The following is a 14,736-nucleotide window of genomic DNA, read 5'->3' on the forward strand; positions in this document are numbered from 1 at the left end:
AAGTGACGTGCAAATCAACGGGTCTGTCAAGCATTGTTGTTGACCAGATTTGAGACAAACGAACGGAGCTCGTTCGGTTTGATCGGTTTCTCGAGGTAGGGCCGTTTCGCGGCGCGCAGGAACATCTGCGCGTCCGGACTGATCGTGTCCCCTGTCAGGAAGGCTAACCTGTCGAGTTCGGCCGGATGGAGCTTGGCAATCTGGTTGAACAATCCCCGTCCGTCCATATCAGGCATTTTCAGATCGCTCAGGATCACCGCGAAAGTGCGGTTCTTGAGGTGCAGCAGCGCTTCTTCGCCGGATTTGGCAATGGTGACGTTGAAACCATCTCGCCTGAGCACCTCAGCAACCAGCTCACCCACTTCCTCTTCGTCGTCCACCACCAGACAGGCAATGCCGGTTGAATTCGGGAGCTCGTCTTCGGCCGTTTCGGTTCCTTCGTCGAGACGCTCCGAAGCAGGCAGCGAAAGTATGAAGGTCGAGCCACCCCCCTCGGGGGATTCGACCTCGATGGTTCCTCCATGGGATTGAACGATCCGATGACAGAAGGACAGCCCGATCCCAGTCCCTGCCCCAATCTCCTTGGTCGTGAAGAACGGCTCGAAAATGCGGGGACGTATCTCTTTGGGAATTCCCGGACCCGTGTCGGCAACGCTGACGACTATGTTGCCGGTTGTGGGATGAAGCCGCGTTGAAACCGTGATTGTCCGTCGTCCTTCCCAGCCATGCAACGCCTGTTCTGCATTGACAAGCAAGTTGATCAGCACCTGGCCGAGCTGATCGGGATCCGCCCAGATCGGCGGAAGACCAGGTTCAAGATGAACTGAAAGGCCGATGTCCGACGATCGAATCGAATAGCTCGCCACTTCGACCGCTTCGGAAATGATGTCATCGATCGTAACGTTTGAGGTTCGCGTCGGCTGCTGTCTGGCCATAGCCAGGAATGTCTTGACGATCCTGGCGCAGCGTTCGGCTGCCTTGCTTATCTTGTCGGCGCGTTCCACGACCTTGGCGTCGGCAGCGGTCTCCTTCAACAGCGATGACAGGCCAAGCACCACCGAGAGCGGATTGTTGAGCTCATGCGCCACCCCGGCCAGCAATCCACCGAGCGCCGACATTTTTTCGTTCTGGTGCAGCGTCTCGCGCTGCCGCTCCAATTCCTGCTGCATGTCGATACGGTCGGTGAGATCGTAGGCGTGGGAAACGATCACCTTCTCACCGTGGTAATCGATCAGTCGAGACGAAATCGAGCACCAGCAGGTACCACCGTCCTTGCGTTTGAGCTGGGTTTCGAAATCGTCGACCAACCCCGTCGCGAGCAGCCGCTCAACGTATCGCCTCCGCTCTGAAGGGTCGACATAATAGTCGACGGCGCTGGTGACGTCGCCGAGCAGCTCAACGGTGGCGGGGCTGCGGTAAAGCAGCTTCCCGTCATGCGCGCGGGTCATCTGGATGTTGACGGGGCAGGCTTCGAGGACTTTACGGACCAGTTCGTCCGCTTCCTTGGCGGCCTCCTCGGCCCGCTTGCGCTCTGTAATGTCGACACGGGTGACCACGAACCCGCCTTCGCGGGTCGGACAGTTCGAGACGAAAAACCAACGCCCGTCCGTATGACGGAATTCCTGTTGCCGGAATTCGCGGCGGTCCCTTGCCCTCTCGGCAAGCCAGTCGTCGATCTTGTCGGGTGGAACCGGAAACTGGTTGCGCTCTGCGGTCACGCGGAGGAAATCGAACCAGTTCACCCCGGGAATGAGCACATCCGCGCTTATCGCGTGCATCTGGCGGTACCTACTGTTGGCCAGCACCAGGCAATCGTTCCTGTCGTAGAGGGCAAACCCTTCGGCCAGAGATTCGATCGCGTCGATCAGCCGCTCGTTGGCCTTGCGCGTTTCTTGCTGGGCGGTGATCATGTCGGTGATATCAGTCGTGTTCGACACTATCACCTGCCTTCCCTGGAAATCGATCAGGCGAGCGGAAATCGAAGCCCAGAAGGCCTTGTTCTCGGTGTCGTACTGCTGGACCCGAAAATCATCGATCCTGCCCTTTTCGACCAGGGTGCGCTCCAACATTGCGCTGTAGTCTGGATCGACATAATGGTCGGTTATCCGAGGACGGTCGGCGTAGAGATCTCTGGTGGCAGGATTGCGGTAGAGCGTTTCTCCCTCGAACGTGGTCATGCGTATCGGCGAAGGGCAGGCATCGAGCACCTTTTGCAGCAGTGTCGTGGCGTCGCGCTCGAATGCCTCGGCCTTCTTGCGCTCGCTGATGTCGGCGCGCGTTACGACGAAGCCGCCAAGATCGGTGGGATGTATCGATACCGAGTGCCATCTGCCGTCGGAGAGGGGCACCTCGAAATGGGAATGGAACTCGATCCGGCTTTGGATCCGCTCGTCGAGCCACTCATCCTCGCGCCCAACCGCATTGCGGAACACGCCGCGCTTGGCGGATTCGCGAAGGAGTTCGTCCCATTCCACACCCGGTTCGACGAGATCCCGAACCGGGTCTTTCAGCTCGCGGTAAAGGCTGTTGCACATGACCAGGCGGTGGTCTTCGTCGTACAGTGCGAATCCTTCGGAGAGTGATTCAACGGCGTCCGCGAGCATCTCCCGCGCCGCGGCGACTTCACCGTCACGCTTCTTCTGCTTGGTCACATCGGCGATGCCGGCGAGAACCACTCGCCGGCCCTGGAATTCGACGATCCTGAGATTGCCCGTGGCCCAGAACTCCTGGCCGTCGGGTCTTTTGAGGAGCACCTCGCAATTTTCGACGACGCCCTTTTGCATGAGCTCGCGATTGATTTCCCGGTGTTTCTCGGGGTCGACAAAGTAATCGCCGAGCCGCACCGTCTCGCGTTGCGCCTTTTTGCTCCATCCAAGCAGCCGTTCGGCAGCATTGCTCTGGTAGATGAGTTCCCCCGAACTTGCATCGTTCATCCATACCGGCAACGGGTGATGCTTGATCAGGAAACCGAACAGATCCTCGCGCTGCTTGCGTTCCGTGATGTCCAATACGCCGATGATGAGCGAGGGGCGCCCGCCATAGACGCCGCGACGGCAGTTTGTCGAACACCAGACGGCCGATCCGCTTGTGTTTCTGAGCTGGATTTCGTGATCCCGGACGATCTCGCTGTTGCTGGCGAGAGAACTGATTTCATCGAATTCGCCAGAATTCACGAAATGATCCGTCAGGAATTGCGGCTCGTTCGGCGTCCATTTTCGGCCAAGCAGGTTCGACGCATCGAGGCTTTCGTAGAGGATCTGCCCGCTTCCCGCGTCCACCACCCAAACCGGCAGCGGGTGACTGTCCGTGATGCAGCGGAATATCTCGGCGTTCTCCTGGTGCGCGATCTGCGCTCGCTTCATCTCGGTAATGTCGACGCTTACCAGGGCCATGCCGCCATCCGGCCGAGGATGTGCGGTGAGCAACTTCCATCGGCCATCCAATGTCTCGGCTTCAACTGGAGCGTCGTCGATTTGCGTCCATCGCGCTGCGGCGCTTTCAACAAATGCGTTGCCCGGCTCGATGGGGCGGCCGTCGAAACTCTTTAGACGTGATAGGGCTTCGGCGACTGCGGCAATGGCGTCCGTCGGCTGCATCTCGCCGCGGTCGAACCGCCGGCTTCCAAATATCTGCGGATTGCTGTCGACGAGAACATGGTTGGCGTCAAAAAGGGCATAGCCTGTGTGTGTGGATGGCACCGGATTATCAGGCCGCATGGTCGTTCCCTTTGTTCGCGTGATCCCGCGAGGGCGGATAATAGCCCCTCTTTGTTTCAGCACGCGTTCGGGCGACGCGTGATTTGTTTCAACTGTTTCGGCGCGTGGGAGACATCGCCGGCGCTGACGTGTCGCCTGTCATCCCCGTGGGGCGCGCGCTGAAACAAATGAAACACTCCCACCACACCACAGAAAAACGCCTGAAACGAAGGCGGTGTATGACAAGAACAGCCGCAGATGCGGCAAATTCAACCGGCGAAGCGCAAATGTCCAGCGCCCAGGATGAACAATCTAGTCTTGGCGAGTGTCGACGCGTCTTGCTCTGAAACCTGAGGGTTCAATATGGATAAGCCAGTTACTTCGCACGATTTCCCCGACCGGCTCCTCGCGAGCCTCATTGACCAAAACCATCCGGCCTATGAAGAGGCACGCGGGCTCTACAACGCCATGATCGACAAGCGGCCGCGCTGGATCATCCCCTGCGCCGAGGTCGCCGACGTCGTCGCGGCAGTCAATCATGCCCGAGACAAGCACTTGCTTCTTGCCATTCGCGGCGGCGGCCACAACGGTCCAGGGTTCGGCAGTTGCGACGGCGGAATGGTCATCGACATGTCGCCGATGAAACGGGTCGATATTGATCTCAGGACCAGCACGGTCCGCGTCGAGGCCGGCTGCACCCAAGGCGATGTCGACCGCGCCACCAGCGCTCATGGGCTGGCGGTGCCGGCTGGCCTCGTCTCGTCCACAGGCATCGCCGGACTGACGCTGGGCGGCGGCACCGGTCATCTAACACGCAAACACGGCCTCACCATCGACAATCTGCTTGCGGCCGAGGTCGTACTGGCCGACGGCAGCGTCGTGACGGCAAGTGAGGACGAACACCCGGAGCTGTTCTGGGCGCTGCGCGGCGGCGGCGGCAACTTCGGCGTCGTGACGCGCTTCACATTTCAGGCGCATCCGGCGAAGGATGTCTATGCCGGGCCGATCTTCTTCGACATCGCACATGCCGCAGAGATCATGCGCTGGTACCGTGACTTCCTGCCCGGAGCGCAGCGAGAGCTCGGGATGTTCTTCGGCATCAAGACGGTGCCCTCCTGCGACCCTTTCCCGCGCGAGATCTGGGGAAGGCGCGTCTGCGCGTTGATCAGTTGCTACAACGGCGCTGAGGAGGACGGCGTCCGGGCGATGCGGCCCGTGCGCGACGCGCTTCCCAGGCCTCTGATGGACGGTATGATGCAGATGCCCTTCGTCGATCTGCAGGCGCTGTTTGATCCGCTGCTGCCGAGGGGCTTGCAGTGGTACTGGAAGGGCGATTATGTCGACGAACTGTCCGATGCGGCCATCGCAGCCCATGCCGAGCACGGCTCGAAGATCCCGAGCGAGCTGTCGCTGATGCATCTCTACCCCATCGACGGAGCGGTCCAGGAAGTGGCTCCGGACGCCACCGCCTGGGGAGCGCGGCGAGCGCGCTGGTCCATGGTTATCGCCGGCATCGACCCCGACCCGACGAAGGCGCCGGAGCTGAGGCGCTGGGCAAGCGAGTATTGGGCCGCGGTGCACAAGCACAACCCGCATGGTGGCGCCTATATCAACTTCATGATGGATGATGAAGGCGAGGCGCGTGTACGCGCCGCCTACGGCGCCAACTATGAGCGGCTCGTCGCGGTCAAGCGCCAATACGATCCGGCAAACCTCTTCCGCGTCAACCACAACATCCGGCCGTAAGCCGAGGCTGAGCCTGTCCGTCCTTGGGTCGCGCCGAGGCGGACAGGCCTGTGGCATGCGCAAGCCGGTGTGCGCCATAGAGGACGACCATCCACACAATGCGTCCCGCCCCGTCGCGCGTGCCTCTGAAACAAACGAAACACTCCCACCGCGCTGCAGAAAAACGCCTGAAACGAAAGCGGTGTATGACAATAAGATCCGAAGACGCGGAAGAATAAACGGATGAAACGAAAATATCCAGAACCCAAAGGCTGAACATCTAGTCTTGGCGCGGGTCGACACGTTTTGCTCCGAAACCTGAGATTCAAAAATGCATAGGCCAGTTGCTTCATACGATTTCCCCGACCGGCTCCGCGCGAGCCTTGTTGGCCAAAACCACCCGGGCCATGAAGCGGCTCGCCGGCTCTTGCAACGCCATGATCGACAAGGGGCAGACGTCAACCCAGCTACGCGACGGCTGATCGGGAACAGCCGCCATTCGTACGGCCGCGCTGACACTGCCGATTGGTGATGATCTCGGCTGCCATTGAGCAGCCCACCGAACAGCGCACGAACGCAACAAGAGACCGTGCGCTGAACAACCTGCCGCCGCACACCCAGGAGGATAGCGGTTGGTCGGTTTGCCCAAAGAGCATGAAAAGACGGCCTCATCGATGCGGTGCGGGGCACGGCGCGTCGAGGCCAAACGCTAACCCTCAAAATGGAGAATTGAAATGCTCAAGATCGTTCTTGCCACTGCCACCTTGCTGTTTGCCTCCGGCATGGCTTTTGCCGGCAGCGACCACTATGGCTCCGACTACAGCCATGGCTCCTTCTATCCGAAGACCGGTCACCATTCGATGGCGTCCGACAACGGCTACGCGGTCGACCCGAGCGGCACAGCGAGTGTCGACACGACCGACAGCGCACCGACCTCGGCAGGAAATTCGATCCTCGATAAGCCCGCACCGGGTTACGGACAGGGGATGTGGGGCAGCCGATAACAGCGTTCGGCCACACGGTCGAGATTCGACTTCCAAGCGGCGGGCTCGCCCGCCGCTTGGAATCACCTCACGCCCAGCGCAGGGAAGATCCTTTTCGATCTCGTAGCGTGGGCTGGAGCGGGCTTGGTTGCGCAGCCCGATCGGGTGCGTTTCAGGAGAACTCTCCTCGGCCCGAGCTTTGAGAGCTGCATCTCATTTAATCTGAAGCCGCGCCCAGTCGTGAGTAAGCGCCGCCGCGCGCCACCAGTTCATCATGCGGACCTTGTTCGACGATGCCTGTATCGGCGACCACCACGATGCGATCGGCATTGCGGATCGTCGCCAGCCGGTGCGCGATCACCAGCGTCGTTCGGCCCTGCGCAAGCTCTGCCAGCGACTGCTGGATCTCCCGCTCGGTCTGCGTGTCGAGTGCCGAAGTCGCCTCGTCCAGGATGAGGATCGTGGGGTTCTTCAGGAACATGCGCGCGATTGCCAGGCGCTGCTTCTGACCGCCCGAAAGTTTTACGCCGCGCTCGCCAATGATCGTATCGAGGCCCTCTGGCAGCGAGGCGATGAGTTCGTCGAGGCGCGCGCGGCGCGCAGCCTCGACGATCTCGCTCTCGACCGCGTCCAGCCGGCCATAGGCGATGTTCTCGCGGATCGTGCCGCCGAACAGGAACACGTCCTGCTGCACGATACCGATCTGGCAGCGTAACGAGGCCAGCGTCATATCGCGGATATCCAGACCGTCGATGGTGATAGCGCCGCTGTCGACCTCGTAAAAACGCGGCAGCAGCGAGCACAGGGTCGTCTTGCCGGCACCGGATGGCCCGACGAAGGCGATGGTCTGTCCTGCTGCGATGTCGAGATCGATGTTCTTCAAAACCGGCCGTTCGCCGCTATAGCCGAAGCTGACATCCCGATAGCTGATGGCACCTTTGAGCGTCGGTGCGTCAATTGCGCCCGGCCGATCCGCGATGTCCGGTTCAGTGTCGAGGAGGGCTGCATAGCGGCGAAATCCGGCGATGCCTTTCGGATAGGTTTCAATCACCGAATTGATCTTGTCGATCGGCCGGAAGAACACGTTGACCAGGAGCAGGAAGCCAACGAAGCCGCCACTGGAAAGTTCGCCGCGAAGCACGAGGTAGCTTCCGGCGATCATCACCAGCAGTTGGATCAACCGCATGCTCATGTAGCTCAGCGACGTGCTTGCGGCCATGATGCGATAGGCATCGAGCTTGGTTTTGCGGTAGCTGGCGTTGTCGCGCGCGAACAGGTTGCGCTCGTGGTCTTCGTTGGCGAAAGCCTGCACCACCCGCATGCCGCCGACATTCTCCTCGATGCGAACGTTGAAATCGCCGACCCGCCCGTAAAGCGCCTGCCAGTTGCGCGTCATGCGCGCGCCATAGCGGCTTGTCACCCAGGCGACCAGCGGCACAATTGCCGCCGTAATCAGCGCAAGCTGCGGATTGACCAGGAACATCAGCGCGAAGGCGCCGATGAACGTCATGATCGCGATGAACAGGTCTTCCGGGCCATGATGGGCAACCTCGCCGATTTCCTCCAGGTCCTTGGTGACCCGGGCGATGAGGTGACCGGTCTTGTGATTGTCATAGAAGCGGAACGAGAGCTTCTGCAGGTGATCGAAGCTCTTCCGGCGCATCTCGGTCTCGATGTTGATACCGAGCATATGGCCCCAATAGACCACGACCGCCATCAGTCCGGTGTTCACCACGTAGATGGCAAGCAGGCCGGCCGACGCAGCGAGGATCAGCAGCCATTGCTGAGTCGGCAACAGTTCGTCGACAAACAGCTTGACCGCCATCGGAAACCCGAGTTCCAGCAGGCCAGACAGGACCGCGCAGCAGAAATCCAGGATGAACAGACCCCTCCAGGGGCGGTAGTAGGCGAAAAATCTGCGCAGCATGGGGACGCTTTTCTGTTCGAAGGTCTGGCCTGCCAGGAGCATGGCTACGCGAGGGCTGTCGCTACAGGCATTTCTTGCGGCGACTGCTCAGCGACGCCGACTTGTCCGAACGGATAGCTTACGATAAGTGGAGTGTAAACATCATATTATGAGGTCTCGATGCTGACTGCGACCACGCGCTGCGAAACGCCGAATGCGGGCAAATATCTCCAGCAGCTTTGCAAGCATTTCGCGCACAAGGTCGAGGTCGCCTATGGCGATGGGCATGGGCAGTGCCGGTTCTCCTGCGGCACGGCTACCATGAATGCCGGTCTCGAACGGCTGGACATAGTGGTGGAAGCGGCCGACACCACCGCATTGACCGAGACCAAGCAGGTCATCGAATCGCATCTCGTCCGGTTCGCCTTCCGCGAAAATCTCCAGCCGCTGGCCTGGCGCGATTGAAGCGTCGTCTTCGCTACGGGGCATGCTCATGAGATGGCTCAAGTCGGTCCTGGCCTTGCCGGCATTGGCGCTTTTCCTTGTTCAGGCGTTCGCAACCGAGATCGAGACCGCGAACGGCCCGGTAACGGTCGGCAAGACGCCGCAAACGCTCGCGGTGTTCGACATTGCGGCGGTCGATACGTTGAACAGCCTGGGCGTGAAGATCGCCGGCTTGCCCGACAAGCTCTATGTGCCCGAGCTCGTCGTGTTGAAGGACGGCGCGGAAATCGTCGGCACCCTCTTCGAGCCCGATCTGGAGGCGCTGAGCGCGCTGGCGCCGGACCTCATCATTGTCGGCGGGCGCTCCTCGCCGCAACTGGCGGCGACCAGCCGGATTGCGCAGAGCATCGATATGACGATGAATGGCGATGATCTGTTCGCGCAGGCGAAGCAGCGCCTGATGGCCTACGGCGCTCTCGTCGGCAAGCCGGCCGAGGCGGCGGCGCTTGCTTCGGAACTCGATGACGCGCTTTCGTCGACGCGTGTCGCCGTCAAGGGCAAGGGCACGGCACTGATCCTGATGACCAGCGGCCCGAAGGTGACCGCCTACGGCAAGGAGTCCCGCTTCGGTTGGCTGCATTCGGCGCTCCAACTCACGCCGGCGGTCGAGGATGTCGAGGCCGCCACCCACGGCGAAGCGATCTCCTTCGAGTTCCTCCGCGACGCCAATCCGGACTGGCTTATCGTGCTCGATCGCGCCGCGGCGATCGGTTCGGGGGAGCAGAACGCCAAAGCGACGCTCGACAATGAACTGGTGGCCGAAACCACGGCCTGGAAGAAAGGGCAGGTGGTCTACATGCCGGCTGCCGATTTCTACATCGCTGCAGGCGGCGTCCAGTCGACGAAGCGCGTGCTTGAGACCATTCGAGACGCTTTCTCGCGGACCCAATGACCGCCGGATCGCTTGGCTCTCAAGGCTACGCCTATCAGGCAATCGGCGCCGCAACCCTGCTGGCGCTGTTTGTGGCCAGTCTGTTCGTCGGCGTCGGAGAGCTTGCCATAGGCAGTCTGGCCTCCGATCCGCAAGCCTTGCGGCTGATCATGATCAGCCGCTTGCCGAGGACGTTGGCGGCACTTCTGGCCGGCAGCGCCCTGGCCATCGCAGGGCTTGTGATGCAGACGCTTGCCCGCAACCGTTTCGTCGAGCCTTCGACGGCTGGAACCGCGCAATCCGCGGCACTCGGCATACTGGTGGTGACGCTGGTTTGGCCCGATGCATCGCTTGGATGGAAGGCAGCCGGCGCGGCGGTGACCGCTCTCGCCGGGACATCCGTTTTCCTCATGCTCGCGCATAGGTTGCCGCCGACACAACCTTTTCTCGTTCCGCTGTTCGGATTGGTCTATGGCGGCGTCATTGGCGCCGCCGCGACCTTTGCCGCTTGGCACCTGGACCTTCTGCAGTATCTCGAAGTGTGGATGACGGGGGAGTTTTCCGGCATCCTGCGCGGGCGCTATGAACTGTTGTGGGTTGCGGGCGCACTGGTCGTATTGGCCTGGTGGACGGCCGACCGCCTGACGATGCTTTCGCTGGGCAGGGACGTCAGCATAGGGCTCGGCCTGAATTATGCCGCTATGCTTCGGCTCGGCCTTGTCATCGTCTCGGCCATCACCGCGCTGACCGTGGTCGTTGTCGGAACGATCCCCTTCGTCGGTCTTGTCGCGCCCAACATCGTATCGCGCTTCGCCGGCGAAAACCTGCGCCACACCTTGCCGTGGGTCGCCGGCGGTGGCGCGGCGCTGGTGCTTGCCTGCGATATCATGGGCAGGCTCATCCGTTTCCCCTACGAGGTTCCGGTCGGCACGATCCTCGGCGTCGTCGGGGCGGTGCTGTTCCTAGTCCTGCTGCTTGGCCGAAACAGCAATGACTGAAGTTTTGATGCAACGCGGCCTGGTGCGGCACGAGGGCCGCCTTGCGATGATGGCGGCGGTCGCAGTGCTGGTCGGCGTGGCCTTCATGACGATCGGCCTGCGCGGCGATCTCGCCTTCGTGGTCGAACTGCGCGCAGCGCGGCTGGCTGCGATGGTTCTGGTCGGCGTGGCGGTGGCGGTTTCGACGGTCGTGTTCCAGACCGTTTGCGCCAACCGCATCATCACGCCATCGATCATGGGCCTGGATGCGCTCTACGTCTTTTGCCAGACCGCGCTGGTTTTTGCGCTGAGCGGTTTCGGCTTTGCCGGCATCGATCCCCGCCTGCACTTCTTCGGCAATTTCACGGCAATGACCAGCCTCGCGCTGGCGCTGTTCCTGCCGATGCTTCGCCAGCGGTTCGACCTGACGCTGATGCTGCTGACTGGCGTCGTGCTGGGCGTGCTGTTCCGATCGCTGACGACGTTGCTGGCGCGGCTGCTGGATCCGAACGATTTCGCCGTACTGCAGGGTACGGTCTTCGCCAGCTTCAATGCGGTGGAACCCGATCTGCTGCTGTTGGCCGGCGTCATCACCGTGGCGGGTGTCGCCATCGCCTGGCGGGCGCGACATGTTCTCGATGTGCTCGCGCTGGGCACCGACACAGCCATCGGGCTCGGCGTGGCGTGGCGCGGCACGGCTGCCGGGCTGCTGGTTGTTGTCGCCGCGCTCGTGTCGGCGTCGACGGCGCTGGTTGGACCGATGGCGTTTCTGGGGCTCCTGGTGGTTTCGCTCGCTGAGCGCATCGTCGGCACCAACCGGCACGCCATCCTTCTGCCGGCAGCCGCGCTCACGGCGACAATCGTGCTCGTCGGCGGCCAGACGGTCCTCCAGCATGCTCTGGGCGGGGAAGGCAGCCTCGGCATCGTCGTGGAGTTTGTCGGCGGCATCGTGTTCCTCGCCATTCTGTTTGCCGGGGGGCGGCGATGATCGAGATTGCAGGCGTCTCCCTGGCTCTTGGCGGCAGCCGGATTCTCGATAATGTCAGCCTGACCGTGCCGAAGGGCGGCGTCACGGCGCTTGTCGGACCGAATGGCGCCGGCAAGTCTAGCCTGTTGTCGTTGATCGCCCGCCTGCGGCCCCTGCAAAGCGGCCGCATCACCGTCGACGGGCTGCCGGTCGATACGACGCCGAGCCGGCAGTTGGCCAGGATCATGGCCATCCTGCGACAGGATCCCGGCGTCGCAAGCCGCCTGCGCGTCGCCGAACTGGTGGGGTTCGGTCGTTTCCCGCACAACCGCGGGCGGCTGACAGCGAAAGACCGCGAAATCATCGCGGCGTCGCTCGAGCAGTTCGATCTCAGCGACCTGGCGCTGCGCTTCGTCGAGACCTTGTCAGGCGGGCAACGGCAGCGCGCCCTCGTCGCCATGACCTTCTGCCAGGGGACGGATTACATCCTTCTCGACGAGCCGCTGAATAACCTCGACATGTTTCATGCAAGAAACCTCATGCGGACTCTGAGACGCATCGCCGACGAGCACGGCAAGACGGTGCTCATAGTGCTCCACGACATCAATCATGCAGCCTCGTACGCCGACCGTATCGTCGCGATGAAGGACGGCGCCGTTATCGCATCGGGCGAAACCGGCGACATCATCCGGCCCGATATACTGGAGAGCATTTTTGGCTTCTCGATGCAGGTCGAAAACATCGGCGGTCGGCTGACCGTCCTGCACCACGCTTGAGTAAGCTCCGCGGCTGCAGCGCTCGAAGAGCGCAGCAGATACAACGGCTTGCATAACTGGATTTTTATTATCAAGTTTATTGCCGCAGCGCAACCGATGGGTTAAGGCAGTCCCAACAGGCGCGGTTCGCGCCAGCCGGGGCTACCGTATTCGAGGGGATTTAGCCGATGTCATCAGATCTGTTGCGAGCGCTGACCGTCAGCACCGCGATGTCCATTTTTTTGTGTCCCGAAGCGCTGGCGCAGTCTGCCCCCGCCCCGGAAGCGGAAGCCGGGGCGAGCACGACCGAAGAAAATGAAGAAGCCCAGGCTCCCGCCGGGGGCACGCAGCTCGACGCCATTCTCGTCGTCGACGTGGGGGCAGGCGCCAACGCGACGGCCGGCGCCAACCTGATCACCATCGACCAGCAAGAGATCGACCGCAAGAAACCGCAGGATTTGAGGGAGGTGTTCTCCGGTGAGCCGCAGATCGCCGTCGGCGGCGCGATCCCCAGCACGCAGAAGATCTACGTCAACGGCGTCGATGAGAACAATCTGGCCGTGACCGTCGACGGGTCGCGACAGAACAACAAGGTGTTCCACCACAACGGCACCTATCTGCTCGACCCGGCACTTCTAAAGGCCGCGTCGGTGCAGGCAGGCGTTGCGCCGGCCGACGCCGGTCCGGGCGCACTCGCGGGCTCGCTTGGATTCGAGACCAAGGATGCGGCCGACCTGCTCGAACCCGGCCGCAATTTTGGCGGTTTCGTCACCGGCATATGGGACACCAACAGCGAGACGTTCACCACCGGCGTGAGCGGCTTCGGCCGGCAGGACGGCTTCGAGTATCTCGGCTACATCAATTACGGCCGTGGCGGCAACTTCACCGCCGGCAACGGCCAGGAGATGCCGGGGACCGGCACCGATCTGATCAGCGGGTTAGCCAAGATCGCCTACGAGAGCGTCGAGGGCCATCGTTTCGAGCTCAGTCACGAGCAGGTCCGCGACGACGAACTGCGCCCCTATCGCGCCAATGTCTATATCGATAATGGCGCGGAGCCAGTGACCCGCAACTACGATCTGCGCCGACAGAATACGGTTTTCACATATACCGACACCTCACCGGAAGGCTGGTGGGATCCGAAGATCGTGCTTGCATATTCCCGGACCGAACTGGGCACAGAAGTTACGGCCCCTCGCGGTCCCCAGGCAGGCGTCACTGGGCCAGCCTTTGGAGAAACGACCAGCCTCAACGGCAAGGTCGAAAACCGCTTTTCGCTCGACGTCGGAAGCGTCACCGCGGGTCTCGATTTCTACAGCGACAAGGCAGCACTGGATTCGCGCTTCCCCGGTTTCTTCGAATTTGCCGACGAACGCGCCAGCAACGTCGGGGCTTATGCCCAAGCCCGCCTGGAGCCGTTCGATCGGGCCAGGATCTCCTTCGGCGCACGTGGGGACCATCAATGGTTCACCGGCGTCGATGATTCGGATTGGAACAATGCGGGCCTGAGCGGCAACATTTCCGGCGAATACGACCTCGTACCGGAATTCCTGACGGTCAAGGCCGGCACCTCGCATGTCTGGGGTGGTGTTCCGCTGGCGGAGAACTTCATCCAGAATCCAGTCTGGACCTATGGCGAGGGTCCAGAGCCGGTGACATCTGACAACTACACTGCGGGGCTGGAAATGCGTTACAACGGCTTCACTTTCGAGGCCAATTTGTTCCGTACGAACATCGACAACGCACGCCTGCCGGTCTACGGACGCGCGCCATACCTTCCCGGGGATACATCGATCCGAACGCTCGATCTCGATTCGAAGGGCTGGGAAATCGGCGGCCGCTATGATTGGGACGCCGGCTTTGTCAGTGTGAAATATGCCGATATCAATGCCGACGTCGACGGCATGCCGGCCGATACGGAGATCGGCCGCTATTTGACGACACCTCTCGGTCAGATCGTGATGATCGGCGGCGGCTACACGTTCGACGATTGGGGCCTCAAAGTCGGTGGCGACATCGAAATCGCCTTGAGGACCGACAGGACCTTGGTGCGGCATGACACCGACCCGACAAGCGCAAAGAAGGAACTGCCGGGCTATGAGGTGGTGAACGCCTATGTCGAATGGACGCCGCCTTCGAAGCCGAACTTCACGCTGCGCGCCGACGCTCTCAATATATTCGACGAAGATTATACGGACCGAGCCGCCTACGGTCAGGATTTTGCGGAACTAGGGCCGGGCAATGAACCACACAAAGATCCGGGCCGCTCGTTCCGTCTGAGCGTCACGGCGCGGTTCTGACCCGGAGCGCCACGGCGCGTCGAAAAGGCTGGCGCGGGAGTGACCTGTGCCGG

At 61.6% G+C, this 14,736-nt stretch carries 10 protein-coding genes; 8 read left to right on the forward strand and 2 right to left on the reverse strand.

Annotated features, from left to right (window positions below; all coding sequences use genetic code 11):
* Positions 1–26: 26 nt before the first annotated feature.
* Complete coding sequence (locus M727_RS39480; protein ID WP_051505879.1) at positions 27–3,716, reverse strand: PAS-domain containing protein; 3,690 nt, start codon at positions 3,714–3,716, stop codon at positions 27–29.
* A 342-nt stretch (positions 3,717–4,058) separates the two neighbouring features.
* Between M727_RS39480 and M727_RS0134865 the strand changes: the two genes are divergently transcribed.
* Both M727_RS0134865 and M727_RS0134875 read left to right on the forward strand, forming a co-directional pair.
* Positions 4,059–5,441: an FAD-binding oxidoreductase gene (locus tag M727_RS0134865; RefSeq protein WP_027156365.1), complete on the forward strand. Its 1,383-nt coding sequence runs from the start codon at positions 4,059–4,061 to the stop codon at positions 5,439–5,441.
* Between the two features lie 713 nt (positions 5,442–6,154).
* Entirely contained in the window at positions 6,155–6,424 is a 270-nt protein-coding gene (locus M727_RS0134875; protein ID WP_027156366.1) for a hypothetical protein, read from the forward strand.
* Between the two features lie 196 nt (positions 6,425–6,620).
* Here M727_RS0134875 and M727_RS0134880 read toward each other — a convergent pair whose 3' ends face one another.
* Complete coding sequence (locus M727_RS0134880) at positions 6,621–8,330, reverse strand: ABC transporter ATP-binding protein (protein WP_027156367.1); 1,710 nt, start codon at positions 8,328–8,330, stop codon at positions 6,621–6,623.
* A gap of 159 nt (positions 8,331–8,489) precedes the next feature.
* Between M727_RS0134880 and M727_RS0134885 the strand changes: the two genes are divergently transcribed.
* The 6 genes from M727_RS0134885 to M727_RS0134910 all read left to right on the forward strand — a co-directional run bounded on the left by M727_RS0134885 (position 8,490) and on the right by M727_RS0134910 (position 14,683).
* Positions 8,490–8,774 (forward strand): DUF2218 domain-containing protein, encoded by a 285-nt coding sequence (locus M727_RS0134885; protein WP_027156368.1) that lies wholly within the window; start codon positions 8,490–8,492, stop codon positions 8,772–8,774.
* Positions 8,775–8,802: 28 nt separating this feature from the next.
* Positions 8,803–9,705: a siderophore ABC transporter substrate-binding protein gene (locus M727_RS0134890; protein ID WP_036264606.1), complete on the forward strand. Its 903-nt coding sequence runs from the start codon at positions 8,803–8,805 to the stop codon at positions 9,703–9,705.
* Positions 9,702–10,682 carry an iron chelate uptake ABC transporter family permease subunit gene (locus M727_RS0134895; protein ID WP_027156370.1) on the forward strand — a complete coding sequence of 327 codons (981 nt, stop codon included), beginning with the start codon at positions 9,702–9,704 and terminating at the stop codon, positions 10,680–10,682. Before M727_RS0134890 ends, M727_RS0134895 begins: the two co-directional genes overlap by 4 nt.
* The gene (locus M727_RS0134900) at positions 10,675–11,649 is read left to right on the forward strand and encodes an iron chelate uptake ABC transporter family permease subunit (protein WP_084647041.1); all 975 of its coding nucleotides are present in this window, start codon (positions 10,675–10,677) and stop codon (positions 11,647–11,649) included. Before M727_RS0134895 ends, M727_RS0134900 begins: the two co-directional genes overlap by 8 nt.
* Positions 11,646–12,404 carry an ATP-binding cassette domain-containing protein gene (locus tag M727_RS0134905; protein ID WP_027156372.1) on the forward strand — a complete coding sequence of 253 codons (759 nt, stop codon included), beginning with the start codon at positions 11,646–11,648 and terminating at the stop codon, positions 12,402–12,404. Before M727_RS0134900 ends, M727_RS0134905 begins: the two co-directional genes overlap by 4 nt.
* A 167-nt stretch (positions 12,405–12,571) precedes the next feature.
* A complete protein-coding gene (locus M727_RS0134910) occupies positions 12,572–14,683 on the forward strand; it encodes a TonB-dependent receptor (RefSeq protein ID WP_027156373.1) in 2,112 nt (703 codons plus the stop codon).
* Positions 14,684–14,736: the final 53 nt, after the last annotated feature.

Origin of the sequence: Mesorhizobium sp. WSM2561 (assembly GCF_000513915.1) — a bacterium.
Classification (GTDB): Bacteria; Pseudomonadota; Alphaproteobacteria; order Rhizobiales; family Rhizobiaceae; genus Mesorhizobium; species Mesorhizobium muleiense.